Annotated in this window: 29 protein-coding genes; 19 read left to right on the forward strand and 10 right to left on the reverse strand. The window is 36.7% G+C overall.

Going from position 1 to position 26,620, the window contains the following annotated elements; all coding sequences use genetic code 11:
* The first annotated feature begins 2 nt into the window (after positions 1-2).
* From JFU54_RS28590 to JFU54_RS28630, 9 genes are all read left to right on the forward strand, one after another.
* A complete protein-coding gene (locus JFU54_RS28590) occupies positions 3-449 on the forward strand; it encodes a phage tail tube protein (protein WP_201067478.1) in 447 nt (148 codons plus the stop codon).
* Positions 450-539: 90 nt separating this feature from the next.
* Positions 540-944, forward strand: coding sequence for a phage tail assembly chaperone (locus tag JFU54_RS28595; protein ID WP_201067482.1), 405 nt, complete (start codon positions 540-542; stop codon positions 942-944).
* A gap of 11 nt (positions 945-955) precedes the next feature.
* Positions 956-1,621, forward strand: coding sequence for a Gp15 family bacteriophage protein (locus tag JFU54_RS28600; RefSeq protein WP_201067483.1), 666 nt, complete (start codon positions 956-958; stop codon positions 1,619-1,621).
* Positions 1,614-5,321: a phage tail family protein gene (locus JFU54_RS28605; protein ID WP_201067485.1), complete on the forward strand. Its 3,708-nt coding sequence runs from the start codon at positions 1,614-1,616 to the stop codon at positions 5,319-5,321. Before JFU54_RS28600 ends, JFU54_RS28605 begins: the two co-directional genes overlap by 8 nt.
* A 48-nt stretch (positions 5,322-5,369) precedes the next feature.
* Positions 5,370-6,848 carry a distal tail protein Dit gene (locus JFU54_RS28610; RefSeq protein ID WP_201067487.1) on the forward strand — a complete coding sequence of 493 codons (1,479 nt, stop codon included), beginning with the start codon at positions 5,370-5,372 and terminating at the stop codon, positions 6,846-6,848.
* A complete protein-coding gene (locus JFU54_RS28615) occupies positions 6,848-11,494 on the forward strand; it encodes a phage tail spike protein (RefSeq protein WP_201067489.1) in 4,647 nt (1,548 codons plus the stop codon). The genes JFU54_RS28610 and JFU54_RS28615 overlap by 1 nt, the downstream gene beginning before the upstream one ends.
* Before the next feature lie 38 nt (positions 11,495-11,532).
* The gene (locus tag JFU54_RS28620) at positions 11,533-11,778 is read left to right on the forward strand and encodes a hemolysin XhlA family protein (RefSeq protein ID WP_201067491.1); all 246 of its coding nucleotides are present in this window, start codon (positions 11,533-11,535) and stop codon (positions 11,776-11,778) included.
* A 1-nt stretch (position 11,779) separates the two neighbouring features.
* Positions 11,780-11,986 (forward strand): hypothetical protein, encoded by a 207-nt coding sequence (locus JFU54_RS28625; protein WP_201067493.1) that lies wholly within the window; start codon positions 11,780-11,782, stop codon positions 11,984-11,986.
* Complete coding sequence (locus tag JFU54_RS28630) at positions 11,986-12,765, forward strand: N-acetylmuramoyl-L-alanine amidase (protein ID WP_201067496.1); 780 nt, start codon at positions 11,986-11,988, stop codon at positions 12,763-12,765. The genes JFU54_RS28625 and JFU54_RS28630 overlap by 1 nt, the downstream gene beginning before the upstream one ends.
* Positions 12,766-12,798: 33 nt before the next feature.
* Here JFU54_RS28630 and JFU54_RS28635 read toward each other — a convergent pair whose 3' ends face one another.
* From JFU54_RS28635 to JFU54_RS28645, 3 genes are all read right to left on the reverse strand, one after another.
* Positions 12,799-13,152, reverse strand: a complete 354-nt coding sequence (locus JFU54_RS28635) for a YolD-like family protein (RefSeq protein ID WP_201067498.1) — start codon at positions 13,150-13,152, stop codon at positions 12,799-12,801.
* A gap of 89 nt (positions 13,153-13,241) precedes the next feature.
* A complete protein-coding gene (locus JFU54_RS28640; protein ID WP_201067500.1) occupies positions 13,242-13,436 on the reverse strand; it encodes a hypothetical protein in 195 nt (64 codons plus the stop codon).
* 100 nt (positions 13,437-13,536) lie between these two features.
* On the reverse strand, positions 13,537-13,761 hold the full coding sequence (locus tag JFU54_RS28645) for a helix-turn-helix domain-containing protein (protein ID WP_201067502.1): 225 nt from the start codon (positions 13,759-13,761) through the stop codon (positions 13,537-13,539).
* Between the two features lie 312 nt (positions 13,762-14,073).
* Here JFU54_RS28645 and JFU54_RS28650 point away from each other — a divergent pair, with 312 nt between their 5' ends.
* The 4 genes from JFU54_RS28650 (at position 14,074) to JFU54_RS28665 (ending at position 17,066) form a co-directional block, all read left to right on the forward strand.
* Positions 14,074-15,372 (forward strand): FtsK/SpoIIIE domain-containing protein, encoded by a 1,299-nt coding sequence (locus tag JFU54_RS28650; RefSeq protein ID WP_201067504.1) that lies wholly within the window; start codon positions 14,074-14,076, stop codon positions 15,370-15,372.
* On the forward strand, positions 15,341-15,886 hold the full coding sequence (locus JFU54_RS28655; protein WP_242489461.1) for a replication-relaxation family protein: 546 nt from the start codon (positions 15,341-15,343) through the stop codon (positions 15,884-15,886). The genes JFU54_RS28650 and JFU54_RS28655 overlap by 32 nt, the downstream gene beginning before the upstream one ends.
* Before the next feature lie 19 nt (positions 15,887-15,905).
* Entirely contained in the window at positions 15,906-16,394 is a 489-nt protein-coding gene (locus JFU54_RS28660; RefSeq protein WP_000190045.1) for a hypothetical protein, read from the forward strand.
* Positions 16,395-16,475: 81 nt separating this feature from the next.
* Positions 16,476-17,066, forward strand: coding sequence for a DUF3967 domain-containing protein (locus tag JFU54_RS28665; protein WP_201067515.1), 591 nt, complete (start codon positions 16,476-16,478; stop codon positions 17,064-17,066).
* A 101-nt stretch (positions 17,067-17,167) separates the two neighbouring features.
* On the opposite strand, the gene JFU54_RS28670 is transcribed toward JFU54_RS28665, so the two are convergent.
* The 3 genes from JFU54_RS28670 to JFU54_RS28680 form a co-directional block, all read right to left on the reverse strand.
* A complete protein-coding gene (locus tag JFU54_RS28670) occupies positions 17,168-18,124 on the reverse strand; it encodes an endonuclease NucS domain-containing protein (RefSeq protein WP_201067518.1) in 957 nt (318 codons plus the stop codon).
* A gap of 79 nt (positions 18,125-18,203) precedes the next feature.
* Positions 18,204-18,602: a hypothetical protein gene (locus JFU54_RS28675; RefSeq protein WP_201067519.1), complete on the reverse strand. Its 399-nt coding sequence runs from the start codon at positions 18,600-18,602 to the stop codon at positions 18,204-18,206.
* Positions 18,603-18,616: 14 nt separating this feature from the next.
* On the reverse strand, positions 18,617-19,447 hold the full coding sequence (locus JFU54_RS28680) for a ParA family protein (protein WP_201067520.1): 831 nt from the start codon (positions 19,445-19,447) through the stop codon (positions 18,617-18,619).
* Positions 19,448-21,196: 1,749 nt separating this feature from the next.
* Here JFU54_RS28680 and JFU54_RS28685 point away from each other — a divergent pair.
* The 3 genes from JFU54_RS28685 (at position 21,197) to JFU54_RS28695 (ending at position 22,382) form a co-directional block, all read left to right on the forward strand.
* A complete protein-coding gene (locus JFU54_RS28685; RefSeq protein WP_201067522.1) occupies positions 21,197-21,601 on the forward strand; it encodes a hypothetical protein in 405 nt (134 codons plus the stop codon).
* A gap of 246 nt (positions 21,602-21,847) precedes the next feature.
* On the forward strand, positions 21,848-22,054 hold the full coding sequence (locus JFU54_RS28690) for a hypothetical protein (protein ID WP_201067524.1): 207 nt from the start codon (positions 21,848-21,850) through the stop codon (positions 22,052-22,054).
* Positions 22,055-22,187: 133 nt separating this feature from the next.
* Positions 22,188-22,382 (forward strand): ABC transporter permease, encoded by a 195-nt coding sequence (locus JFU54_RS28695; RefSeq protein ID WP_201067526.1) that lies wholly within the window; start codon positions 22,188-22,190, stop codon positions 22,380-22,382.
* Positions 22,383-22,540: 158 nt separating this feature from the next.
* Here JFU54_RS28695 and JFU54_RS28700 read toward each other — a convergent pair whose 3' ends face one another.
* From JFU54_RS28700 to JFU54_RS28710, 3 genes are all read right to left on the reverse strand, one after another.
* Complete coding sequence (locus JFU54_RS28700; RefSeq protein WP_201067528.1) at positions 22,541-23,005, reverse strand: stress protein; 465 nt, start codon at positions 23,003-23,005, stop codon at positions 22,541-22,543.
* A 24-nt stretch (positions 23,006-23,029) separates the two neighbouring features.
* On the reverse strand, positions 23,030-23,512 hold the full coding sequence (locus JFU54_RS28705; RefSeq protein WP_201067530.1) for a PH domain-containing protein: 483 nt from the start codon (positions 23,510-23,512) through the stop codon (positions 23,030-23,032).
* A gap of 187 nt (positions 23,513-23,699) precedes the next feature.
* Positions 23,700-24,047, reverse strand: coding sequence for a helix-turn-helix domain-containing protein (locus JFU54_RS28710; RefSeq protein WP_201067532.1), 348 nt, complete (start codon positions 24,045-24,047; stop codon positions 23,700-23,702).
* 524 nt (positions 24,048-24,571) lie between these two features.
* Here JFU54_RS28710 and JFU54_RS28715 point away from each other — a divergent pair.
* The 3 genes from JFU54_RS28715 (at position 24,572) to JFU54_RS30135 (ending at position 26,210) form a co-directional block, all read left to right on the forward strand.
* On the forward strand, positions 24,572-25,723 hold the full coding sequence (locus JFU54_RS28715; RefSeq protein ID WP_201067534.1) for an AimR family lysis-lysogeny pheromone receptor: 1,152 nt from the start codon (positions 24,572-24,574) through the stop codon (positions 25,721-25,723).
* A gap of 40 nt (positions 25,724-25,763) precedes the next feature.
* Positions 25,764-25,910 carry a hypothetical protein gene (locus JFU54_RS28720; RefSeq protein WP_050000401.1) on the forward strand — a complete coding sequence of 49 codons (147 nt, stop codon included), beginning with the start codon at positions 25,764-25,766 and terminating at the stop codon, positions 25,908-25,910.
* Positions 25,911-26,087: 177 nt separating this feature from the next.
* A complete protein-coding gene (locus tag JFU54_RS30135) occupies positions 26,088-26,210 on the forward strand; it encodes a hypothetical protein (RefSeq protein WP_002170420.1) in 123 nt (40 codons plus the stop codon).
* A gap of 35 nt (positions 26,211-26,245) precedes the next feature.
* On the opposite strand, the gene JFU54_RS28725 is transcribed toward JFU54_RS30135, so the two are convergent.
* Positions 26,246-26,593, reverse strand: a complete 348-nt coding sequence (locus tag JFU54_RS28725) for a helix-turn-helix domain-containing protein (RefSeq protein ID WP_201067536.1) — start codon at positions 26,591-26,593, stop codon at positions 26,246-26,248.
* Between the last annotated feature and the right edge of the window lie 27 nt (positions 26,594-26,620).

A 26,620-nucleotide genomic window follows, 5' to 3' on the forward strand; every position in this document is an offset into this window, starting at 1 on the left:
TAATGTCATTCTTATTAAACCACGGATACAAATTTAAAATTAATACAGCAGCTACAGGCACAAAGAAACTGGAACCTATCGCAAAAGGTATTACATCTGTAGATCCCGACAACAACGAAGAAAGCGACGAAAACTACTACTTTGATGGCGGTGGCGCTGCTGAACGTGATATTACAGGATTCATGTTAGCATACAGCTTTGAAGGACATCGTTTCTATGGAGATGCAGCACAAGATTTCATCTTCAGCAAGCTGAATAAAGTCGGACCAGAACGTAAAGTAGACTTTGAGGTAACAGAGCCTAACGGTGACAAATGGGAAGGTAGAGCAACGTTATCTGAAATCAAAGCACCAGGTGGAGATGCGAACAGTAAAGGTGAAATTGAATTCACGATTTCATTCGATGGCATTCCGACATTCACTAAAGCTGGAGATGTAACTCCAGGGTGACCCCCTAAGGTGTGGATGAGTCGCGTTAAGCGGCTCTCCGCCTTTTAATAAATGGATTTATAAAAAATATAAAAATGGAGAGTGGATTAAATGTCACAAGTATTCCAATTTAATTTCGAGAAAACATATAAAGAGGTAAACGTTGCGGGTAAGTTATTTAAAGTAGAATTCAATGATGATGCTTTGAACCGTTACCAAAAATCTTTAAAACGTTTCAAGGCGTCTACGGATGAACTGCAAAAATCAATTTCTGATTACGAAAAAGCTACTGACGAAGAAATTGATTCATTAGCGGAAAAGCAGAAAGAAATTACAAAAGATGTTGTCAATACTTTCTTAGGAGAAGGTGCTTTTGAAGAGTTATACGACCTTTCAGGGCGTTCTGTAGCGAATCTTTTAAGCCTTGTTCATTACTTAAATGATTTATACGCAGAGGAAACGTTTAAAAAATCAGAGGAATCGCAGTCAAAATACCTAGCTAACCTTAAAAAGTAAGGTGATTAAGGATGTTCAAACTAACCGATAGAAATAGAGATATATATCATTGGGCAGGGGTAAACATAGAACTAAACTTGTCCTTTGATAATGTCTTGAAAATTATGGAGTTATTTGACGATGACTCGATTAGCAATAGAGTGAAGCCTAACATCGCTTTGATGATGCTTATCGTTGATCATTCGTTATTAGCTCAACTTAATATGCAAGGTAAAGAGAACCTTGTTATAGATGTGTTTAAAGATAAATTGAATATTGATTTAACGGCAGATAAGAAATCCGGAGAAATGACGGAATCGATAGGGAATCCGCTCGATGAAGAGACTCCTGATGTCCCTGTTGTTAATTTTACGCTAGATGCAGATATGATATTTGCGTCTTTTTTATTTGACTACAGTATCAATTTATTTGAACAACAAGGAAAACTCCAGTGGAGTGAGTTTTTAGCTCTGTTTAATAACTTGTCTGAAAAGGCGCCTATGAAAATAGCGATTCATTATCGTACCTGCGAAATCCCTAAAAAAGATAAGCATAATTCCGAAGAACGTAAGCGGATAAAGACAATGAAAGAACGTTACGAATTGCCGGAAGCTAAAGCTATTAGGGAAGAAATGGAGTATAAGGCGTATCTAAGAAGATTAGAAGCGCAAAAAAGGCAGGTGGAACAATATGTCTGATGGGCGCGTTGATATAGAAACCAGGCTAGACACCGGTCACGTCAGAAGTGACGTACAACGAGTTAATAACGAATTAGGTCGTATCGGCAATAACATGGGTCGAACGGCTAGTGGAATGCGTAACGAAATGGGTCGGGGAATGCAAGGTATGGTAGGTGACTCTGAATATTATGCAAGGCAATATCGCCGGGCTTATGGTAACGAGATAGGTGGTCTTATGGGTGACATTGGCGGATCTTACCGCTATATGTCAGTTGAAGCCAGAGGCATGATGATGGAAATGCGACAAGGCTTCCATGCTCAAAAGATGGCAATGATCCCTTTTAAAGAAGATCAAATTAAAGCTACCTATGGATTTTATCAGATGGCCCAGGGATCTAGGGACTTCCAGGGTACCAACCAAGCGTTTATCGGCCAGGCTAATGAAATAGGGAAAGCAATGAAAGCCTCGCAAGACGCTCAGATTAACGCTAATAGACTCGCTATGATGGGAATGCTTCAAACTATCGGTGCTATGAATGCAATGTCTTCTGCTGCATCTAAAACAACAAAAAACCTGGACGCAATGAAGAATCCACTATACAACACAGCAAGACCTGCATTAGCTTTAGTTGATAGCTTGGATCGGGTAGCTCGTAGTGGTTCCGCTGCACAAATCGCTCTAGAGTTACATGGACCGCAAGCAAGTATGAAAACCCTAACGGATGAAACAATGCGTTTGAATACAATTCTTATGGGATTGCCTTTTTTAGCTATTGGTGTAGGTGCAAGCATGCTGTTCATGTATGGCGGCCTGCATAAAGCTAATATGGAGATGGACCCGAAATACGCTGAAACATTTAAAAATATGCTAGAAAAGATTACTGAAGCGCTTAAGCCGATGAGGGACGCGTTTACCGCTGTTATGGTACCTATATATAAATTTGTCACGAAATTAGCTGAATTAACCATAGCATTCAACGAAGCGCATCCGGTAATGGCTAGATTCATTCAAGGTACGATCATGTTAGTGCCTGCACTGATGGCACTATTATTCCCTTTAGCTCTCGGAGTTGGATACTTTAAAGGTCTGAGGGCGATTTTATTCGCTTTACGACCCTTAATTATGCCTGTTGCAACTGCATTCGCTACATTATCAGCACCTGTATGGATAACGGCGGCAGCTATAGCAGGATTAACGGTAGGATTGACCCACTTCTACAAAACGAATGAGAAGTTCAAAAACTTTGTAGACGGAACCGTTAAAGCGGTTGTTAACTTCAGTAAAGCTTTATACCAAAACGGAGTAGATCTTGCAAAAGCCGCTTATAATTCTGATTTAGTACAGAATAGCATTAAAAAAATGCAAACAGCACTTACTACAGCAGGAACAAAAACAATGGAGTTTGGTTCTAACGTATTGAGTTTAGGCAAGTATCTAGCGTTCGCAGCTATAGACGGAGATCATTTCAATGATTGGGTTACGCATCTTCCGGACTCCTGGCAAAATGCTGCAATGGCTATGGGTCAATCTATAGTTAATATGAGAACTAACATGATTTCTCTATTCGGCACTACGATGCAATTAGGGAAAGACTTGATGCAGCTAGGTAGTTATTTAACGAACGTTGCGCTAACAGGTAATATCTTCTCTGATGCATTAAATGCTTTGCCACCAAGTGTACAAGGGTTAGCTAATTCAATCGCTCCGGCGATGTTGGCAGTTAACTCATTCGGACAATCTATCGTAGCTTTAGGGAAGTATTTTTACTTTGCTGCGTTAGATGGAGATAACATGAACGATTTCATTACACATCTTCCTGTCAGCTGGCAAAACGCCGCTATGGCAGTTGGTAATGTTATCGCAACTATGTCCACATCATTCCAATCACTGTTCGGACCGTTAAATGATATCGGCAATGCATTCCTTAATTTTGGAAGATACATTCTTTCTGTTATATCAACAGGCGATCTAATGAATGGGTGGCTTAATTTAATGCCTGTAGGATTCCAGATAGCGGGTGTTTTAATAGGTAATGCGATTCTAACTATCAAAACAGCTATTTCTAGTTTAGTAGAGGCTGTTAGATTAGCTTTAGGTGGAGATACATCTCAACTCGGGCAAATCTTCATGACGATCCTTCCTACTTTGATAGGGATGTTACTCGGCGGATTACCTGCATTACTAATTACGGCATCTCATTTTCTCCCTACGATTGTAGAGGGTATGAATACAATGTTACCGTTTTTAACTTCAGCGATAACAAACGTAATTACCGGGATTGTAACAGTAATCACAACGTACTTACCACAATTCCTGGAGCAAGGCGTTAAAATACTGACATTCCTAATAAATGGAGTCGTGCAAGTTTTACCTGTCGTGGTGGCTACGCTTGTCCAAGTTGCTGTTGAATTGGTGAATTCTCTCGTTAACACTATCGGAACTTTACTTCCTCTCATTTTAGATGCAGGTATCAAAATTTTGATGGCGGTAATTGATGGCATCATAAAAAGTTTACCTCAAATTATAAACGCGGCTATACAAATGATAACTACGCTAGTGAATGCGATCGCCAATTTACTACCTCAAATTTTAAATGCAGGCATTCAGATTTTAGGTGCTTTAATAAACGGAATTATGCAGGTTTTACCTAATCTGCTACAAACAGCCGTGATGTTGGTGACGAAAGTTGCTGAAATGTTAATTCAGAATCTCCCGAAAATAATAGAAGCTGGGATGAAAATTTTGATTGCTATTGTTGAAGGGATCGTAAAAGTTCTCCCTCAATTAATACAAACTGCGATTCAACTAATCGTTAAAATAGTTGATACTATCATGCAAAATCTACCTAAGATTTTAGCGGCTGGCGTTCAGATTTTAACAATGCTAATCCGTGGTATCATTCAGATTTTACCACAGCTAATTTCTACTGCATTAAGTCTTATCGTTAAAATAGCGCAGACAATCATTGCAAATCTACCTCAGATACTAAATGCAGGTATACAAATTCTGAGAATGCTGATACAAGGTATTTTATCTCTAGTAGGTCAATTACTATCAACGATCACAACTAACGTTATCGGCGGCATAAAAAACTGTTTCAGTAATGCCGGAACGATGTTGACTGGAATAGGTAAAAATATAATTCAAGGACTTATCAATGGTATATCGAGCATGGTCGGAAGTGCTGTATCAACCGTGAAACGTGTAGCAAGTAATATCAAAGATGGAATCGCCGATTTCTTCGACATTCACTCACCGTCACGCGTTACCTACGCTTTAGGGGAATTCGTTACTGAAGGTCTTGCTAACGGTGTTGTAGGCATGACTAAATATGCCGTTAAAAAGGCCCGTACACTTGCGGAATCTGTAATGGATGGGTTTGCAGCACTAAAAGAAGATATCGTTATGGGTGACTTTATAGAGGGTAACCTTGTTAGCGATACACTACAAAATCAATTCGCGAATTCTAAGCGGTTTGTTAATGATCTAGTACAGGTTAATCCTACACCTCAACAAACTAGATATAACGCACCGAAACAAGAGCAGCAAGTTAAAACAACATCTCCAGATAATAACCAAAGTAATCAAGGTAATACGTACATCGTATTAGATAAAAAAGTTGTCGGGGAAGCATTAGCGCAACCTGTAGAAACTACGAATAATAGACGAAAACAACGTCTTGCACAATTTAAACCAACTGTAACGCCTTCCTTTTAACTAAGGGGGCGTTTTTTTATAGATAATATATCGGAAGGAGGTAGTCAAATGCCCTCAGGTAGTTTTTCATTTAACGGAATACGTAAAGACTACATTTTTATCTTAATGGGATTTAACAGACCTGCATGGGCTCCTGTTGAGAGAGATATCTTGAAGGCTCCTTCTAAAGCAGGAGGGTATCTCCTACAAACGAATACAAATGTAAGAACAATAGAAGTACCTGTCATTATCAAGACAGGTACTCAAGGCGAAATGCAGCAGAAGAAAGAAGAGTTAGCCGATTGGCTTGTGACAGATCAACCTTGCGAACTAATTTTTGATGATGAACCGAATCGCACATACATGGCTGTAATTGATGGTGGAGCGGACATAGACGAATTGATCTTCAGAGGGAAAGGGAAAATTACTTTTGTCTGCCCTATGCCATATAAATTAGGGGCTGTTCAAACGAATGTTATGTCAGTGCAGAATCAAGAATTAAAAGCTACTTTTGAAAACAAGGGAACAGTAGAAACAAAGCCCGTTATAGATATTAAAGTGGCAAACCCTAGTCCATTCTTAGATGTATGGAATGATGATGAATATTTTAGACTAGGTTACCCTACCGGAGTTAAAACTCGTCTAGTAAAACAAAATGAACGCCTTATATGGGATGAAATGACTAATTTAACCCCTTGGACTACTGTAACTGGACAAATAGGAGCTTATAAAAGTTCAGGAGCTATGAAGATATGGCAAGGGTATGCTTTTACACCAGAATCATATGGAACGGGTACGGATGATGAATGGCATGGTCCTTTCATGAAGAAAACTATTCCTAATACAGGGGGAGTGATTCAAGACTTTAAACTTGATGTACAAATGAATTTTCAGTCTGAACACTGGAACAGAATGGGCAAAACGGTCGTAATGCTTTTAGATGCTAATGACAATGTAATAGTTGAATTAGCGATGGCTGATGAATATATGAGTCATGAAATGACAACAGCACAAGCAATTATTGACCCAGGAAGTTCTAGAAAGTGGATTGCTGACGAAATGGGCATGTATTCTGATACATTTAACGATTTCAGAGGACACGTTTCAGTAGCTCGTAGGGGCAAAGAATGGAGCTTCTATTTTGCGAAATATCGTAAGAATACTGAAATAGATGATGCTAGTTTCGTTCGTACATGGAGAGATGAGTCTGACAGTAACCCAATGACAGCTAGACCGGTAGCGAAAATAGCTGTAGGGTGTATTGCTTATGGAAAAAATCCGCCAGCTGATATCGCGTTTATTGAAGATGTTAAGTTTTGGAAGATTAATACTTTAACAATAGATGAGACTCCGTATATTTTTGATATAGGGGACAAAATACAGATAGACACAGAAAGGTCATTAGTAACAATCAATGGGAAGAATGCGATTGGATTGAAAGACATCTTTAGTACATTTCCTATCGTAAAGAGAGGGCAGAACGATATTATTGTGCGCCCCTCTAATATAGGAACGGCTCAAATAGCATACAGGGAGAGATACAAGTAATGAGAAAGCCTAGCGGAGATTTACACATAGTAGATTATAAAACAAGACGTGTTATCGCTACAATTCAACCAGAAGATTACACAGAAGATTTACGACACTGGGAGATTAAGAATAGCGTAGATATATTAGACTTCAAATTATTAGAAAGCTCTCCGTACGCTGTATATCTTCAACAACAAAACTTAGTGTTAAAAGAGGTGCGTAGCGGTGTTATTGTACCGTATGTAATTACAGAGATTGAGAAAGACTCCGCATCCCATCTCATTACTGTATATGCTTCTGGTGAGTGGACTTTATTAGATAAGGATAGTTATTTCGTACCGCAACGTATTGAAAGTTGGACTGCAAAGCAATACTTAGATTTTGCTACAGCTCGTACAGAATGGCTAGTAGGGAATATCGAAACTAAAGGAACACGTACTCATACAATCAAAGAATTCACTAGTCCATTAAAGCTTATTCATGATGTATCTACTTTGTTTGATAATACGGAAACACAATACCGAGTCATTATACAAGGTGGCGAAATAACTAAAAAGTATATAGATCTTGTAGAAAAGAGAGGAAGAGAAACAGGAAAAGAAGTTACTCTCGGTAAAGATTTACTAGGAGTTAAACGTGTAGAAAACTCAGAGAATATCATTACAGCTTTAGTTCCTTATATAATGGGACAGGATGAAGACGGAAAAGAGAAATTTATTACGATTGAGTCTGTAAATAATGGCTTACAGTATATTGTAGATGAAGATGCTTACCAACGTTGGAATGTTAACGGGAAGCATCTTTTTGGTTTTTATACACCAGAAACAGAAGACCAAGACATGACGCCACAAAGATTATTGACATTAGCAAAAACAGAATTACGCAAACGCGTTCAAACTATCGTGACGTATGAGGTTGATGCAGTAGATGCCTCACGTGTGTTTGGTTTGGAACACGAACAGATTAACGAAGGCGATACGATTAACATTATCGACGAAGGTATGCACCCGACTTTATATCTTGAAGCCAGAGCAATTGCAGGTGATGAATCTCACAAAGACCCACGTCAAAATAAATACACATTTGGTAATTACAGAGAGATTGTTAACCAAGACGATGCACTACGTAGAATGTACCAGAAGATGCTTACTATGGTTCAAGACAAAGTATCTAAAGAATGGTTTGATGCTTTAGAAGAGAAAGTAACCGAAACAAACAGCAAAGTTGATACGGCGGTTAAAGAATCACAAGCTGCAAAAGACCTAGCTGAAGCAACTCAAGATTACATGGAGCAAAATCTTGTAGATATCATAGAAGGTGTTAATCCACCTACAGCTAACCTTAAACCGAATAAAACGTTATGGCGTGATATTAGTGGTGGTAAGCCTGGTATCTTGAAAATATGGACAGGTACAGTATGGGAATCGGTTGTTCCGGATACAGCTCCATTGCAAAAAAGCATCAAGGATACTGAAACCGAGATTAATACTTTAAAAAATACGGTGAAAGATTTACCTGATAAGGCTTGGTTAAATCAACAATTTGAAGGGAAAGCAGATAAGGAAGGCGTTTATACGAAAGATTGGGTAAATAATAACCTTATCGGAAAGCAAGTATACGAAACTAACCGTAAAGGTGATATAGAGAAGCTTACTGAAACAACGACGATTGCAGAGCGAACAGCCGAAGAGATTAAAAGTAAAGTAGAGAAGACAGTTGTAACTCAATTAGGTAACGATTTAGCTAATGTATCTCAAACGGCTAATACTGCTAAACAAACAGCAGAATCTAATACTAATACTATTACAAGCTTACAAACTACAGTAAGCAACATTTCCGTGGGCTCAATTAATCTATCGAGCGGTTCAGAAACAGGGTTAAACAAACAGAATATGACTGGAACATGGTCAGACAGTAAACAAATGACTGTATCGGATAAGGTCAACTATAGAAACAAAACGTTTACTATCTCATTCTTATTTACTGGGAAAATGACAAAACTTAATACCAATTGTTGGTTTGGCGTAGAAACAGCAATAACGTATGCAGATGGAGAGCAAGAGTGGAAGCCTATACGGGCAGATGGTAAATTATCGCTTAATGTTGAATACAAAGATGAGCCCCTATACGTAACGTTCAAAACGAAAGACAAAGATGTTACAAAAATTACTTTTTACTACTCAGGTCGGAACATAGATGGAAACCTTAATTCTCACCATGCAAAGTTTGAAGAAGGAAACATACGAACTACATGGCAAGCAGCTAATGAAGAAATCACTTCTAAATCAGATTTCACAAAAACAACTAACGAGTTAAAGCAAACCGTAGATACAAATTCTCAAACAATCTCGAAAGTACAACAAGATCAAGGCACAATGCAATCCACCTTGAATCAAGTTAAACAAACTACAGATTTGAATTCCCAAACCATTACAACGTTATCTCAGACACAAGGACAACAAGGGGCGATTATTCAACAAAACACAAGTGATATCACGCAGTTGAATAATCAAATTAAATCTAAAGTTACTGACATTCAAATGCAGGAATACGTAGGTGGATTAGGAAGCTCAAATGAACTCTTTAACTCAGCTTTTGAGACTAGAGTAATTAATGCCTCCACAGGTGCTGTAACAAGCAGGACTCCTAGTATTACTAAATGGAATTTATGGGCTAATGGCACAAACTTTACAGCTATACCTGAGTCAGCTCGTCACCACGACGGCTTTAATTCTGTAAAGTTAGAAACTTCTGGGCTAACAGCTAATACACCTACTAGTTTGTATCAACCTGTACCAAGTCAAGCTAACTCAGGAGACCATGTATTCTCCGCTTGGTTCTACACTGATAACAAAGCCTTATTAGATGGTGGAGCTTATATGGAAGTATCTTATTACAACGGTGGAACTTGGGTAGCTTCTAAAGCTGTACAACTAGTACCTTTACTAGTTAATAACTCATGGGTATTTGCTTCGGCAACTCTACTCGCGCCTGCTACAGCTCATAATGCTGTTCGAGGGAGTGTAACTATTAATCGTAATGGTAGACTATGGGTTTCACAACCACAATTACAAAAAGGTACTACGCCTTCAACATTCATGGAGAACCCTAAAGATTACGCTAACTATGAACAACTTGTAGGTGAGATTGCTAAGAAAGTTGCAACTTCTGAGTTTAACTCTAAGGTGTCAACTATTGAAACAAGCATAAATCAGCAATCTAGCCGTATTGACTTAAAGGCAGAGAAAAATGATATTTACAATAAAATAGATTCTGACGGACGCTATGGAAGCAAGGCTATTGTAGAGTCGCATACCTCTCAGTTATCTGTAATGAGTACCGAAATAAACTTACGTGTTAAATCTGGAGATATAGCTTCCACAATCAACCAAACCGCTCAATCTGTGTTAATTCAAGCAGGAAAGATTTATCTTGATGGTTTTATTGAGGCTAAACATCTTAAAGCTCAGGAACTAGTAGGGGTCACTATCAAGACAGTTCCTAACGGTCAACAACGCTATGTTAAGTTAAATCAACAGAATATTGAACTTTACGATAGAGACACTGTAAGAGGAGAATTCAGATTCTTTAATAAATCAGACGGTACATCTATCAATCCTACCATTACACTTGGACGATCTGTAAGCGGTGGAATCGTAGGTGCTCTAAATATTTCTCAGTGGACTCCTATAAATGCTCAAGGCGTAGATAACTACCAAAATGCACAAGCAGCTATAGGAATGGTAGAGCAGTACAACTCTAATAGCAATGAATTTACTTACGGATCTAGAATCAACTTCTTCAAAAATGGGCAAATGGATATCAAAACTAACTATAACTTAACGCTTTCGGCATCTCAACAAGGTCATATCCAAATAACTACAGACACAGTTGGTCAAAATAAGTCAATCTTCATAGAACCATCTTTAAACCTTGAGGTGACAGCAGGTAATTCTATTTGGCTGTCTGCTAAGGGTGGGAGTTTCAACGCAGATGCATCTACTAACCATACTTTTAAGAATGGATCTGGAAACTTCTACTTTGAGAATACTACTAAGACTAGTGGGAACAACATGCTCCTAAGTGACGATAACCATAACGCAGAATTGAGAATGGCATATGTTAAAATTCGCTCATCTCATGATTCGGGATATCAAGGGAAAATTCAACTTGTACAGACTGGCGGCGGCGGTTATGCTGGTTTAGAATGTGCTGATGTATCATACACTTCATTGACAAACCGTTCATCTCGTAAAATTAAATCGAATATCCGTGATTTAGAGATTGACGCTCTAGAGAAAATCATGAACTTAAAAGTACAACAGTACAACTTTAAGAGTGATGTAGAGAAGCTTTACAAGATGCGAGAGGACGCAGTAGGGAGTGGGCAGTTATTTACTACAAGAGATATTCCATTACAATATGGATTAATCTTAGAAGATACAGATAGCACTTTTGTAGCAGACTTAGGAGATGGAATTAACCTGTACACGCTTGTAACTCTCAATGTAGACGCTACTCAGAAAATTAAACTTACACAAGATGTTCATGAGGAAGAAATAAGTATTCTCAAGTCCCAGGTAGCTAGCCAAGAGGACAGAATCGCGCGGCTAGAAGAATTATTACTACAACAATTAATAAATAAGAAACCAGAGCAGCCGTAAGCTGGTCTTTTTTTATTACCTAAAAAGGAGCTGAACCAATGCAAGAAATTCAAGATTTAAAGAAAGAGTTCCAACAAGAGATCCAACAGATAAAGTTAGATCAAAAAGACATGCAACGAGACATCAGAAATATCGAAACGCGTACGACTGTCAACGAAAAGGACATTGTAAATATAAATAAGCTTCTCGATAAGATCAGTGCCAATACTACATGGATTCTCCGCATCATCATCGGAGCAATTGTAGCTGGATTGCTTGGATTATTAATGAAAGGTGGCATGTAATATGTCAAAAGAAAATATCAAAAAACGATTCCGCAACTGGAAAACATGGGTTGCGGTTTTTTCTTTGCTTGGATTCTTATTTACGAAGTTTGGTGTTCCAGAAGCTAAGAGTTTCTTAGATGAATTGACACCTTATTTATTTACTGTCGGCGTTGTACTCGGAATTTGGTCAGATCATGACGATAATCAAAAAGGAGATGTTGAATAATGGGTAAAATAGCTGGTTCAGGTGGTCACAATAGTATTGTACAAGGCGCAAATAGTGTTTATGGGAAAGAGCATGTAGAGGATAGAAAGTTCCTTGATGCAGTTGCTAAATATGTACAAGCAGCTGGATGGAATTATGTGAATTGTTCCGATGAAGTTGGAACAACACAAACCGCAGTTTGGAGCAATGCGGCAAATAATCATTTACGCGTTGCAGATAGCGATGTAGATTTACAGTTTCATCTAAATGCTTCTCCAGGTGGTACAGGCTGTGAGGTTTGGCTACATCCTTCATACGGAAATAGAGAATTGGCAGCTAAGATTTCAAAAGCAATGGCTGATGCATTTGGATTGAGAGACCGAGGTATTAAATTAACAACAGATTTAGGTTGGATTAATAAAACGAAAACTGGCCTACTTCCGGAAATCTGTTTTATCGATAATGAAATGGACATGCAGAAATACCGCGCTAACTTCGATAAAGCGGCTAAAGCTGTAGCTGAGGTTATTGTGGGTAGAACTATTCAAGGTGGAGGTGGAAACGTGAATAATGGTGGCTATCAATATGTGAAATCTGGTGGGTTTGGCGTTTCGTTGGTTCCTGAAGTATTAAATGCTATGGTTGAGCGTGGAACTAAAGGACAAGTTATTTCTGATCCATCAACTGGTATCGCATACTTACAAACCGACGTTTTACCTAACGCAGAATTAGATAAAATCACTTGGTGGATGGATAATCGACCAGATGGAAAGTGGTATTACGAGTATATTAAGAAGTAAACAACGAAAGCCGTCCTTGTCGGGCGGCCTTTTTTAATTTATACTCACTAATTCATCAAATTTAAACTCAGTATCCAATCCAAAGGCATCCGTACAATACACCGTTTTTAGCATCGGTTCTATATGTAGCACGTTTATGTACATGTCCTGTATCATTCCATCACGATAAAATGAAATCGATATTTCTTCTTTACTTTGCATCGAATGAATCAAACTGCGTTCTATTTGTTCTTTCATATCTTCAGAAACTATTGGTTTCGGTATCTTATTTAAATCACTAAGAATTTCTCTAATTCCTTCGTATTGCTCTGGCATTGAAGCAAATGGCATCCATTTGACCATGCCACGCCCATTTATCTTCGGTGTACCCCAGTTTTCGTTTTCCATGATGATGATCCCCCGATTCGTGTAATTTATGTTCATTATACACGAACGTTAGTTCTTTTATAAGGGCTTATTTCCGTAATACAATGCTGTTACTCTTTTAATCGACCGTGATATGCGTCATACAAACTTTTATACGGACTTTTATCAAGGTCGGTATTCAGAAATAGTTCTCCTTTAATTGCTGTAGCCTGCCCCTCTACAAATGTGTCTGCCTCAGTTGGTTTTGGGTGAAATGCTTCAATCCCTCTTTCGTTTAAATAATCAGCAAATGTTCGACGTGCCATGTAAATCATCCTTTCTTTCTGAATTGTCTTATAATTTAATTATAACATAAACTTAATGTTGAACTGCTTTAGAGGACATTCGGAAATTTGAAGATAATATTTACATATCCCAAAAATCATCAGCTTTAACTCTTGAATCAAATTCTCTCAATACCTTCAATATCTTCTGCATTGTCTTCCTTGTTGGCGATCTTTCTGGATCGTTTGCTAAATCTCCTACGGTATTTCTTCCAAGTCCTGATTTTCTTACTAACCATTCTTGCTCTATTTCGTGCTTATCTAAAAACTTCCCCAATTTTGTGCGTTTTTTTCCAAGACCCCACACAACTTTCACTCCTTTGAAAATCTGTTGTCCTTAGTAATGTCCTAGTTTCACCAAAAATAAACCCCTAAAAATGGTGAATATTGAGCGAGCTGTAGGGAATACGTTTTACCATACCAAACAAATTACGATTCACCGTTCCAAATTGATAGCCTTTTAAAACTTCGTTTCACCTATTCTAAATAGAATTCGCTAACAGAATAGCGCCACAGACATGGCGAAATTACTACTTTCAATGATTCATAGCTGTTTTTATCTCTGCTAATCTTCAGGGACTATTCTTGCAGAATACGAAAAGAAAGGTGGTGTAACACTTTGATATTTGAGTTAGTAAGTTCGGCGGCAGTTGGTAGTGTAGTCTTTCTATCAAAAATGCATCAAAAAGGAGCGACAAATGATGCCTCTAAGATTCAAAGGATCTGTGCTAATTGCGGTTTGAAAGTAAAAGAAGGGAAAGAGACCAGAACAATACAATTGCTTCGTAAGACGAGAAATGATTGGGGAGTCGAGTATGCATATAGGATTCCTCTTGGTCTTAGTTTCTCCGACTTCGAACAAAAGATGCAGCATTTAGAGGACGGATTAAATCACAAGAGCAAAGTTTATGATTTCAAGCTATCAGACTTCAAAACTCTCCGCCTGCAAAAAGATATTTTAAAACAAATACGAAACATCATAAACAAGAAAAAACTCGTTAGAAAGGAAATTGAGCTGTCCTACGATGGGTTGTTGAAAATACGAGTATACGAGAAGGGAATTCCTGATTTTGTGAAGTTTGAAGAGGATATGATGAAACAATGCAGAGGTTGGGAAGTGCCTATTGGTTACACAAGGGATGGATTAGTAAAACATGACTTTGATCAGCTATCGCACATGATTTCAGCTGGCATGACGGACATGGGGAAATCAAATGTATTAAAACTTATAATTACATCCCTGGTACGTAACCAATCAGAAAATATCAAGCTGTACCTAATCGATTTGAAGGGTGGTCTCTCTTTTAACCGATACCGATTCTTAAATCAAGTCGAATCAATTGCGAAGAATCCAGAGGAAGCACTAGAGACTCTAAGGGAATTACAAACCAAACTGAATGATAGAAACGAATACTTATTAGAAAAAGGATACGAAGATATAAAAGAAGCCGGGGATCCAGTACGATACTTTGTAATCGTGGATGAAGCAGCCGATATAGCGCCATATCAGGAGTGCCAGGACATTATTGTTGATATTGGTCGTCGTGGCAGGGCGGCTGGATTCCGTTTAATATATGCAACCCAATATCCGACGAATAGCGCTATGCCGTCACAACTGCGTCAAAACATTGGTGCTCGTGTTTGCTTTAGACTGCAGACAGAAGCAGGGAGCCGTGCTGTACTCGATGAGGGCGGAGCAGAAAGTCTTCCCAACATAAAGGGAAGGGCTATATACCAAACGAACGAGAAGAAGGTCTTACAGACTGTTTATATCGATAACAAACAAATAGATAACATCATAAAGCCACATATCAACATCAGAGCGAGAAAGGAGCATGAAGATGCAAAAGTTAGCCATAAAGGAAGCGAGAACCGAGTCCATACTCTTGAGCTTGAAGAAGTTGGGATTCTTAAGTAGGAAGCAAATACAGGTGCTGCATGACCTTGGTGGTGACAGAAATGCTTCTCGTGTAATGAAGGGGATTGAAGAATATGTGTCTAGCTTTAGAGATGGAGAAAAAGTTTATTATTTGAACAAAGAAGGGCGCGAACGTATTGGTAGTAAAAAAATACTCAAACGTTCGAATCAGTTTCGCCATTACATTATGAGGAATGACATTTACATTGCTTACGAATGCCCAAAGACATGGAAGCAGGAAGTGAAGATGAACGTGAAAGGTATCGTTTCTATAATTGCAGATGCGCTATTCACGGATAATGGCCGCTACCACATTGTAGAGGTGGATCACGAGCAAAAGATGAGTGCCAATCGTGTAAAGATGCAGAAGTACAGAAAGTTAATGGAATGCAATGTGTTTGAGAAACCACCTAAATTTATATGGTACACCACGACAGAATACCGCAGGAAGAACCTGCAAAAGCTTTGCGAGGGATTAGATTGCAACATATTTACGGTTACTGATTTCCATTAAAACTAAGGGGATGGTCCATATGGCAACTGAGACAATGAGCATCAAAGATTTTATGGATGGTAACTACGGAGCAAAGAAGAAGTGGAGCTTGTTCAAAAAGAAAGCAAAAAAATACGCACCTGTGGCAGTGCGCGTTTCATTAGTAATCGGTAGTGCTATTATATTCAGCAACATTATAGATATTCCACATGTATTTGCGGATGGGAATAATCCGGATGTAAATGAAGTATTTAAAGATGTGCAGTCCAACGACGGAGCAATAAAGAATTATATAGACGGCCAGTTATATAATCGTATTGTAAATGCGTTTGAACCGGTTATATTCTTGATTAAAGCTGTGTCGTATCCAATTGCATCCGTTGTGGCGTTATGTGGTGGGTTGTTCATCATGGTTGGTAGCCAGGAACGAGGATTCTCTCTTATTTCAAGGGCTGGAATCGGCTATATAGTAGTCCAAATGATTCCGTTGTTTATGAGGCTGCTTGTTGAGATTGCTAAAGCTATTTAGTCCTACATAGGTAGGGCTTTTTTCTTTGCAGGAATTTCTTGACCACCATTGAATACTCTCACTAGGAGGTGTCGTAACGTTATGACGGACGAAATTGTTTATTCTGCTAGTGAAGTATACAAACGGCTAGGAATAAGTGATAGCACCCTTAGAAAGTACATGGAAGTATTGTCGCGCGAAGGATTCGCTGTAAAGAAAGATAATCGTGGCAGACGCCAATATACAGACAGTGACATTATGGTTATTGAGAAATTAATTGAACTTAGTAAGCATGACGGTATGACGCTGGAAAAGGCAGCGAAGATGATTGCGCAGCAAATAGAAAAAGTTAACCCAGATCTGATTAAAGAAGAACCTCAAGAAACAGACTTAATACCATTCCACATTCGAGAACAGCTCCAGCAACAGTACGGCGTTATGGCACAAGAAATGAATCAGAGTATGTTAATGATGGAGAAGCGATTGAGTGAGCAGGCAAAGCAGAGCAACAAGGAAATCAAAGCGAGTATAGAACAACATAATGAACGAGTGGAAAAACGATTAGAAGCTCGAGATGAGACACTTATGAAGACACTACGTGAGATGCAGGAAGCAAAGAGAATAATGCAGGAATTTCGTGATGAGGTTGCTGCATCGAAAGAGAAGAAAAAGCCGTGGTGGAAGTTCTGGTGAGAGATCACAATAAACTACGAAAAAGTAGAAAAGTGTAAAATTCTACTTTTCTACTTAAGAGTGAGTATACGAAAAGCCCTGCATACGTAGGGCTTAATCATTCACACGATAATTGGCGATTCCTCTGTTATTTCCAAAACAGACTCTCCACTATCAAAATCTTTTATATCAAACTTACCGTTTGAACCTTTGCCGAAAACTTTCATTTCAACATTGTTTATATTTTTAAGAGCGTGATATATTCTATTTGAATAATTGGGAGCAATTGTAATCATACGAACATCTTCATTGAAGCAAGATGGATAATAAGCAGATTGCCATATTAAACTTTTATCATCTTCAACCGTCTTCAATTCAATAATACACTTAGTACCATTTTTGTCCTTTGCTATAATGTCAATAATCCCATTTCCCACTCTATATTGTCTTTCTATAAAACTCATACCTTCTTCAATGACAAATATATGGTCACACAATATGTCTTCTAATAAGCTTTCAGGTCCATTCATCATTTCCTCTGTTATTAGTTCTTCCCAGATATTGTCCACTAACTTTATCTTTTCTTGAATTACATCATTATTATCGTATTCTTCGTGAGTCATACAGGACGAACATGGTCCGAAAATTACATATGATTTATCATAAGTTATATTTTTTACCATGGACCATTCCATATCGTTTATTGAATACAAAATTTCACTTTGCAGTAATTCCTTAGTTTGTAGTGGAGTCTTTTCCCAAATATGGTGCCCCCAATAACTTGTATCTTTATTAGATAATTTTTCGAGGTCTTTTTTTCTAAAGCATTCTTTACAGAAAAACTCCCCTACATGTATAGTCAATATTTTCAAGGATATCTCTTTGACTTTATTTTCATCATGGGTAATTAGAACTAATTCCCCTTTATCGAAATCCCACTCAGCTAAATCGTTACGAAAAGCATATAAGTAGTATCTTGCTCCTTCTTGCTGCTTAAAATCCACCTTTATACAACCATACTTTTCTGTAAACAAATCGAAATCAATTATATTATCGCCATTTTTCGTAATTACTCCCATGAAATTCATCTCCAATAATATTAGGATGGAAAACGCTAAGAATCACTGTGTAGACAAGATGAAATTGTATCGCTTTTTATTATTTATCTAACATCTCATAAAGGTGCTTGTATATCCCTTTATATCCTTCAGACTGTCTTGTTGTAAGTTTAGTATTTACATAGCTTTCAAGAAGCATATCGATAATACTGTTAATCGATGCCTTATCCATGTTCTCTTGTTCTTTGATAAATGGCTTTAATGTATTCAACTTTAATTGAACAGCAGGTGAAAGTTTAGCTGTTTTAGATGGAACTAAACGTTGATCTGGCTTCTCAGGAGCAGTTACTTTGGCTTTGTTGATTATAGGTTTGATAACTTGCTTCTTAACAGGCTCACTATTGCGGCCGAAATCATTTGTTCCTTTTATCTGTACACCTTTGTCATTTAAAGTGTTCCCAGATTTTGTGACTATAGGTTGAAATGGTGCTTTAGACATTATGAACCTCCTCTTTAAGCCTTAATAGTAGCAAAGTAGTTTTCATGTGCATTAAGTTCGCTAAGAACATCGATGAATAATTGATGGGCTTTTTCATCCCACATATCAACATTTCCGTTAACGTTAACATTTTTATGTATTCCTTCAATATCGTATACTTTTAGACGCTCTTGATATCTCACAATTGTATCCAGGACGTTTCCGCCATACATTTCCTGAGCTTGTTGTAATACTTTATTATCCACACGTTTCCCTTGATGTAGCATCATCGGGATAATTCCTAAAACTTGTAGATCTGCATCATATGTTTCTGCTAAGAATTGCATATAAGCGATGTATGTTTGCGCGCCTTCTAAAGATAATTCTTGTGTCTGTAGAACGATGATACAATAATCAGCTGCTATCATAGCGTTATCTGAGTAGTCACTGATTGTTGGTGGTACATCTATGTAGATACGATCATATTTATCTTTTAATGGTTCTAGTAATTTCTTCAAACATGTAATTTGAGCAAGTTCATCTTCAGGGAACATATCAAATAAGATTTTTGATAGTTTTCTAAATGAAGTATTAGATGGAACGATGTCCAAATTCTCCATTACTGGGATAATCTCATTCTCTAAATTTTGATTTACAAATGCATCCGTAATAGACTTGTCTATTTGTTCAATGTCACCTGTTTTAGCCAGGACTCTTGTAGCATTACCCTGAGGGTCCATATCCACTAAAAGGCATTTCTCATTAAATACTGTAGCTGCTTCATAAGCTAACATTGTTGCTGTTTTTGTTTTTCCAACTCCACCTTTAAAGTTACCAATTACGTATGTAGTTGCTTGTCTATTCATTTTCGACATTCCTCCATAAAACTCCGAATAAGTATACCTTTGAGTAAAATGTAACATCTATATACAATATTCGCAACAGTATACCTAAGAAAAGTTTGTGTTTTATTAACGGATTTATCGAAAGAGTAGAAAAGTATACATAAGCGTAATAATTTTTAGTGTACTTTTCTACTTTTCTACTTTTACGTAGTTTATAGTATGAATGTCGTTGAATGCAGTTATATCTACATTTGTGTTTAAGCGGTAAGTTAGTAGAATTATAATTTATTTTGAATATAAGTAGAAAAGTAGAATTTTACACTTTTTCGTAGTTACACTTTTCTACTTATGCGTAGTTTTTACTTGTCATTTCTTTATTTACAAACAAAAAAGCTTGTTGTAACGTAGTACACAACAAGCATCATTCTACAAAACAAAACATATTTTGATAAATCAAATCTACATAAATAGATCGAGCAAAACAATTGAATATGAACACAAAACAAAAAGCCACTCCAATTGCTATCGGCTACCAACCTTTAGCGGAGTGACTCAGTTCTAGTAATTGCTACCAACACTTACTAGAATGACCTGTACACAACTACAGGACTTCGACTTATAAGACGCTTACCACGTCAGATAAGTTATTTGCCTTGTTTCACCAAACAAGGCTTATTAGATACACCTATTGTACCGTTATGCAATACATTTTTCAACTAGCAAGCGCTAGTATTATTTGATGTATAAATTAACTGTGTTTAAAGGGCGTTATCTATACCTAGAAGTCTTGTACATATACAGGGCATTTAGGTATGGATAATGCCCTTTTTTGTTTTCATTAAACGTGGATACCGTGCCCGCGAAGGAAAGCTGTGAAGCATGCCTGACAAGAAACGGGGTCTAGTGTGGCCAATGCAAAAAACACACTCGGATATCGGCTTTCATTGCATTGAGCCGTCTGACGTAAGCGAGGTAAAGGACGCAAACCTTGCATAAAACAAGCCTAAGTGATAGATATCCTATCATAACTGCGATGATAACCAAGACGCAGGCGGTAAAAAGTGTTAAAAGACAATGGAGGCTCAAACAAGACGCAATTGTACGACTGTAGTTAATCATTTACTAGTAAGCGGCGATTGTGACACTGTATCACGACAAACCTTTGGAGTGCGCAAGTACGCAAAGGTAAGTGGGTTTTGTAGCGAATCACTCGAAAGAGAACGGTGTAGGGCGTGGAGACGCACCGTATGGAGTAATCCTATAAGCTACATTCGGATAGTAGTAATCTAGCTATTCGGCGTCAATGTAATCAATCTCAATCGGCTACAATGGGTACTAAGCCAGTATTGATAGGGCGTTTTAACCTCAGAAAATTTACAAGGGGTTTCTATGCCCAAAACATCATCGCAAGTGTCCAGGAGTAGCTCGCCAGTAAAAAACCTTTAAGACCTTCAGTCAAGTTTAATTACGAAGAAAGTAGAAAAACATGGGATTGTTTAAGTCATGGGGGAAATACTTACTAAGATAGAGGAATAAATAAGAAAATTACTACTTACTTGGTTAGAGGATAAGGGGACTGATGGTTAGAATATGCCTTATTTCGAAATTTGGTTTTATCAATCAGATATAGTACATGAAATTATATTAGTTTGTACCGGAAAAATTAAAGATTTAGAGTAATAAATATTAAGGAAATGTTAGAATTATAAGAGGCTTATATAATTTAGGAGGAAATACTATGAATGATATTTTAGAAAAAAGGCATATTTAATGGATGCAGGGAAAAAGGCTATTGATATTTATGAAGTTAGTAAAGATGAAGCTGATAAAATTATTGAATTAGTTTTTAAATTAGAGAATGTGATACCTACAGTATATAAATACACAGATGATTTATTTTTTTCGAATGATACAGCAGATTATTTTATACCAATGAAGGCTTTTTCTGATACAAGAGATAAAGAAGGACGTTATAAAGATATTTTGTATCATATTTTTTCAGAAGGTATATATTTTGCTGCTTTATCAAGTATACGTATAGGAGATTCGGAAAGATTTGCTTACGTTGTAATGAATATTGGTGAAGTTATGAAGGAAGTTTATATAGAAAGGGTAAATAATTTAAATCATTTTCATAAATTTACACTGAATCGTTTTGAACAATTAGATAACTAATCGACTTTAAAATAGAGTGACGAACTATCTACACAATGTACAGGAGTTTTTTTATAAAACGCTATAATGGATACTATTTACTTGGATAATGAAAAATTCTGACATGTACAAATTTGCAAATATATGCTACATTATTCCAGTAATGTTAGTTAAATGAGTGGGATTGTCAACCTACCTCTGGTAAGTTAACTAAAATCAAGCACCCAATGAATGCTGTTGATTTTTAGTTCTTATTAGAAGGAGGTGATGCATGTGAAAGAATTGATAGGGGCCGTATTGTTGTTTTTCATTGAAAGGCACTTAATTGAACCTTTTGTTGAATATATAGAACAAAAAGCGCTAAATTTATCTATTTTTACATATGTAAAAACCACTCAAGCTATGAACGTAGCTGTAGAGTGGCTAAGAGTGCTAAAGATAGTTACTTTTAGTTATGTTCCGTTCACTCACTAAGGTGAGTATTACATAGAACAGGGTGTCTCAACCACTCTGTTCTATTGCAATTGTGCCTCTGTCTAATGTATATTATACACTCATTTGAAGAGTTTTTCATTTTTTCTTTTTATGTTGTAAAGGAGGAACCGATATGAAGATTGATTTTTTTAAACTATTTATTAAATCAACAATATTATTTGTTTTAGCTATAGTTATAGCGGATAAATTTCTAAATTATACAGGTGTAAAAACGATGGTTTATGCACTAAGCTTAGCAATACTTATCCCCTTAGTTAGCCTAGGGATAGATTATATAAAATATCATTTTACCGAAAAACACGTTTAAAAGTTAATTTGACGTGTTTTTTTGATGCATAAAGAAAAGACACCCTAAGGTGCCTTCCTCCGACTTGATAACCACTTTAATTTTAATAATATGTATTGGACTCTCATCCGAATGATATTCTATCATATTTTTCTGAATTTGAAAACGGATTCATCAACTTATTTAATAGTTTTATCCATAACCTCTTTATACTTATTAAACTCTTCATCTTTCATATCACCATTCATCTGTACAAGGAAATTACCTTTAGCATATGTATGTGAGAATAGCATTGGAGCAGAGTTACTTAAATCATCATAGTACTTCTTAGCTTTCTCTAAATCTTCTTTCTTACTAAATTCAAACACACGGCCGCCTTTATCCTCGCCTAACTTTGGTGTAAGGATACGTTTCCCATCTTTACGTATGTTTCCAAACTCTTTTTGAGGTAGATCCGTAGCATTTTCAGCTTCTATGCCAGCCTTCTTGAATTCGTTAATTAATGATGTTGTAGTAACCGGTTCTGGCTTTTTAGCTTCTTGTTTAGGTTTTGATTCAGTTGCAGTCTTTTCATTTGAACCACATGCAGTTAAGCCCATAAGTAAGGCGCTACAAGTCAATGCTGTAAGTAATTTACGTTTCATGTGTATCCCCCCGATATGTATTGGTTATTTCAATTTATTACGAATTGCTTTTAATACTCCGTCAACATTGTAATCAGGGATATTACTAATCGTCCTCTTTTTTGTACCCAACATTTTCTTTGTTTCTAAGTAAATAACACCTGTATTCACATTGGATAAACCTAATAAATTCGGAGCAATATCGAAGTCTACGTTTTTAATATCCTTGTATTTAATTACTTCAGCTTCAGCGCCACCAAAAAAGCCACCTTTCATCATCACTAGGTATAAATTTTGTTCTCCGACAACAATGAAACCAGTTTTTGTTAGTTTAGGATTAGCAACTTCAAAGCAGTGGATCGCTTCTTTAGCTTTCATAACCTTCTTTAAAGCATCGAAAGCATATTGATAATAAGTTCGTTCCGTTTTCGGAAGTTCTTTTGATATTCCAACCATTTCAGCAAGTGTAACTGGGTATTCGATAACGCCGAAACGTTCATCGATTTTAGTGTATTTTGGATTAGCCATATTATATCCCCTTTAAAAATGTAAGATTTCCACCCAAGCATAACAAATTCAGTTACAACTATTTTGTCATATTTTGTCGAATGAAAATAAAAAAAGAGAGCCGAAGCCCTCCTTGGTTAAATTGGTCAAATTATGTCAAATTTTACCACTAGATATTGGAAATGATTTCTTTTATGATGAAATCAAATCACAGTATGTCTTTGTTGTTTTGCAACATTTTCACGTACAATGAAACTTGCTTTGCAAAACGACCTTGCTGATGTCCATCAAGCTCCTCATAAGCTCTTTGGACATCGTTAAATAGTAATCCTAGTAACGCGTCTTCTTTCTTGTTCTTGAAGTTAAGAAGCACGTCTGTGGAGGTGTTAAAAAACGACGCAAGCACCTTTAAACTTTCAAGATCAGGTTCGTGACGATCAGTTTCCCAATTCTTAATCTGCCCACGAGATAAACCTGTCCTATCAGATAGTTGCTCTTGCGTTAGACCAAAAGACTTTCTTAATTGCTTAATGTTTTTTCCAACTGTATTTTCCATAGTTTGAGTATAATAATCGCCTTATCACTATACCATAATTGGTCGATACTCTGACTTTTTAAATTTATAAAGGTATTTTTTCTACCTGAAGAAATATCTATAGAACAAATGTTTGTTTAGTGGTAAAATATGTACATAAGGTCTTCAAACGTCTTAATGCAAAATTGCATATTTTATTTTTATGTCACATGAGAAAGGCTGTTGTGCAGTGGTTTCTCAACTTTCTCAATAATAATCAGATAACTCTACGACTGAATTTTGGGAAATTTGTGTTATTATTAATACAAAATAAAAGGAACGAAAAAAAGACTCACAGCGTGTATAAGTAGTGTTAGCGCACTCTTACACCGTTCGCCCGACTCACAAGGGGAACATCTGCCATAAGTCTCTTTTCGGTCACTTCATGAGTAACACTTACATTATAACATGCCGATAATACTAAAACATTACTGTGGTATTAATTTCCTATTAAAAAGTTGAGAAAATGAGCGAAGCGTCTTTGTTCCAAAAGGGAGGAACAAGAAGTGTGGAAGGTATTAAATATTCTTGAGGGAGAATTGTATGTAGCTGGATTTAAGAAAAAACAGTTGGCTGATTATTGGGGAGTGAAACCTGCTACCGTGACCAAAGTTTTTAAAGGAGCTAACGATATAAGTTTCGGATATCTTTCGAAGACGCTTATTTTATTAAAAAAGAGTTTGATTTCACAGGCGAAAGTTGTTACTGATTATGTAACGAACACAGACCCTAAACCTGAAAATTTAAGAGAAGCTATGGAAGATTTAGCTATCAGAGGTAAGTTCGATTTATTGAAGGTAATTATAGATCAAGAGATTCATTCTGACGTTGCCGAAAATAAAGAATTTGCAGAAGTATATGAAATGATTTATAGAAGATATCAGGACGGTTTAGATGCTTCGATTTATTTCCAATTATTAAGACAAAAAAACAAAAATGTTAAAACGATTGAAATGGAGACTTTGACAGAAATCTTATTATGCCAGGCACAATATCAGTCTGGGAATTATAAAACACTATACGAAAGACTAAAGTCAGTTAATGAAAAAATAAATGACATAACAAATAAATTTATAAAAGAATGTTTGTTACTAAGGTACAAGGAAGCGCTAGCAGTAACTTCTTTACAAGGTGGCGAAGTAGTTGAATCTCGTTTAAAGTGCCAAGAACTATTATCTGAGTTGGAATGGGATGGATTTTTCTCATTACCAAAACTAAATGCATATTTAAAAATTGGAGAATCGTTGATATTCGAACCTGAAAAATACGAAAGCGCTAAACATTATTTAGAAAAAACCTTAGAATTATTAGGAGAACCTTCTTGCAAAGGATTTGAAATAAAATGGGAACTCGTCCAGCAAACCTTATCATTCTTGAAAATTCATTACCAAAGAGATTTGGATACCTTGGAATTTGTACACCCGAGTGAAAATGCATATTCAAAGATACTTGAAGGTGATATTTTAGGTGCTAAAAAGATTTTATTGGACTTAAAAGAGAAAAATGGAGAATGGACAGATATCCAAACGGCGTATTATGCTCTTACATGTGAAGGGAAAGAGAGAGAATCTCTACTACGAAAATCCTTGCTGATGTGCCAAAAGTCTGGGAATATCCATTATTCGCAATTACCTAAAATTTACTTGGGTTTACTATAAAAAAATGGTATAATTATCTTTGAAAGAAGAGGTGAAAGCAATGAAAAAAATATTAGCTTTATTACCAATCTTATTAGTAGCAGGGTTGTTCACTTTTTCTACTGATAGCCAACAAACAGATAATAAACAAGAAGCATCTAAGCCTGTCGTTCAACGCATGATGACGGACCCAGGTGGCGGCTGGTAGAAAATACCAGTTTTATCATTGCTTTTAATTTAATATAAATTAAAAATGACATCGTCTTAATTGGCGGTGTCATTCGTATTTTACGGAGAAATTTCCCTTTTGGGGAAAATAGCAAAAAAGTAATTAATTCCAAAAATATACAAAAAAACAAAAAGGGATGTAAGGGGAGAATTAGAGATGACAAAAGAGCAATTAGTAAGAATGGCGGCTAAATTAGGATTGAAACAGGGGAATCCAAAGGCAGAGGATATTTTAAAAATCGTTTTAGACGAATCATATAAAGAGAAACCTAATACATAAAAAAGAAGACTGCCATATAAGGTAGTCTTCTTTGGTTAGTTACTCTTTTTATTTATATAGGTAACATACATCTCTAATTGCTCCCAGGCTTTCTTTCGCTCATCCTCTGGAAGACTCTCGATTAATGTCATTATGTTCTTTCCTTCTTCAGAAACAACTTTATCTTCTTCTTCATTTAGTTCAGGGTCTTCCGATCTCCCTAATAAATAATCTGTAGTTACTCCGAAATAATCCGCTATCTTTTCTAATGATTCTCGCCCAGGTGACTTTTTACCCTTTTCAAAATAAGAAATAGCCATTTTAGATACTCCAATAGCATTACCCAGTTGCTCTTGTGTTATCTTACTATTTTTCCTGAGTTCTTTAATTTTTTCCCCGATCAATATTAACGTCCCCTTTAACTAAAGTGT

The sequence above is a fragment of the Bacillus sp. TH19 genome (genome assembly GCF_016651075.1).
Taxonomy (GTDB): domain Bacteria; phylum Bacillota; class Bacilli; order Bacillales; family Bacillaceae_G; genus Bacillus_A; species Bacillus_A mycoides.

Coding starts and splice junctions, on each gene's coding strand:
- JFU54_RS28700 (WP_201067528.1), bottom strand. CDS start 23,005: ATGAAACGTAAATTACTTACAGCATTGACTTGTAGCGCCTTACTTATG.
- JFU54_RS28695 (WP_201067526.1), top strand. CDS start 22,188: ATGAAGATTGATTTTTTTAAACTATTTATTAAATCAACAATATTATTT.
- JFU54_RS30135 (WP_002170420.1), top strand. CDS start 26,088: ATGACAAAAGAGCAATTAGTAAGAATGGCGGCTAAATTAGGATTGAAA.
- JFU54_RS28665 (WP_201067515.1), top strand. CDS start 16,476: ATGACGGACGAAATTGTTTATTCTGCTAGTGAAGTATACAAACGGCTA.
- JFU54_RS28675 (WP_201067519.1), bottom strand. CDS start 18,602: ATGTCTAAAGCACCATTTCAACCTATAGTCACAAAATCTGGGAACACT.
- JFU54_RS28620 (WP_201067491.1), top strand. CDS start 11,533: ATGCAAGAAATTCAAGATTTAAAGAAAGAGTTCCAACAAGAGATCCAA.
- JFU54_RS28690 (WP_201067524.1), top strand. CDS start 21,848: ATGCATGTGAAAGAATTGATAGGGGCCGTATTGTTGTTTTTCATTGAA.
- JFU54_RS28685 (WP_201067522.1), top strand. CDS start 21,197: ATGGATGCAGGGAAAAAGGCTATTGATATTTATGAAGTTAGTAAAGAT.
- JFU54_RS28710 (WP_201067532.1), bottom strand. CDS start 24,047: ATGGAAAATACAGTTGGAAAAAACATTAAGCAATTAAGAAAGTCTTTT.
- JFU54_RS28605 (WP_201067485.1), top strand. CDS start 1,614: ATGTCTGATGGGCGCGTTGATATAGAAACCAGGCTAGACACCGGTCAC.
- JFU54_RS28660 (WP_000190045.1), top strand. CDS start 15,906: ATGGCAACTGAGACAATGAGCATCAAAGATTTTATGGATGGTAACTAC.
- JFU54_RS28625 (WP_201067493.1), top strand. CDS start 11,780: ATGTCAAAAGAAAATATCAAAAAACGATTCCGCAACTGGAAAACATGG.
- JFU54_RS28670 (WP_201067518.1), bottom strand. CDS start 18,124: ATGGGAGTAATTACGAAAAATGGCGATAATATAATTGATTTCGATTTG.
- JFU54_RS28680 (WP_201067520.1), bottom strand. CDS start 19,447: ATGAATAGACAAGCAACTACATACGTAATTGGTAACTTTAAAGGTGGA.
- JFU54_RS28610 (WP_201067487.1), top strand. CDS start 5,370: ATGCCCTCAGGTAGTTTTTCATTTAACGGAATACGTAAAGACTACATT.
- JFU54_RS28705 (WP_201067530.1), bottom strand. CDS start 23,512: ATGGCTAATCCAAAATACACTAAAATCGATGAACGTTTCGGCGTTATC.
- JFU54_RS28720 (WP_050000401.1), top strand. CDS start 25,764: ATGAAAAAAATATTAGCTTTATTACCAATCTTATTAGTAGCAGGGTTG.
- JFU54_RS28615 (WP_201067489.1), top strand. CDS start 6,848: ATGAGAAAGCCTAGCGGAGATTTACACATAGTAGATTATAAAACAAGA.
- JFU54_RS28595 (WP_201067482.1), top strand. CDS start 540: ATGTCACAAGTATTCCAATTTAATTTCGAGAAAACATATAAAGAGGTA.
- JFU54_RS28590 (WP_201067478.1), top strand. CDS start 3: ATGTCATTCTTATTAAACCACGGATACAAATTTAAAATTAATACAGCA.
- JFU54_RS28600 (WP_201067483.1), top strand. CDS start 956: ATGTTCAAACTAACCGATAGAAATAGAGATATATATCATTGGGCAGGG.
- JFU54_RS28640 (WP_201067500.1), bottom strand. CDS start 13,436: ATGGCACGTCGAACATTTGCTGATTATTTAAACGAAAGAGGGATTGAA.
- JFU54_RS28630 (WP_201067496.1), top strand. CDS start 11,986: ATGGGTAAAATAGCTGGTTCAGGTGGTCACAATAGTATTGTACAAGGC.
- JFU54_RS28635 (WP_201067498.1), bottom strand. CDS start 13,152: ATGGAAAACGAAAACTGGGGTACACCGAAGATAAATGGGCGTGGCATG.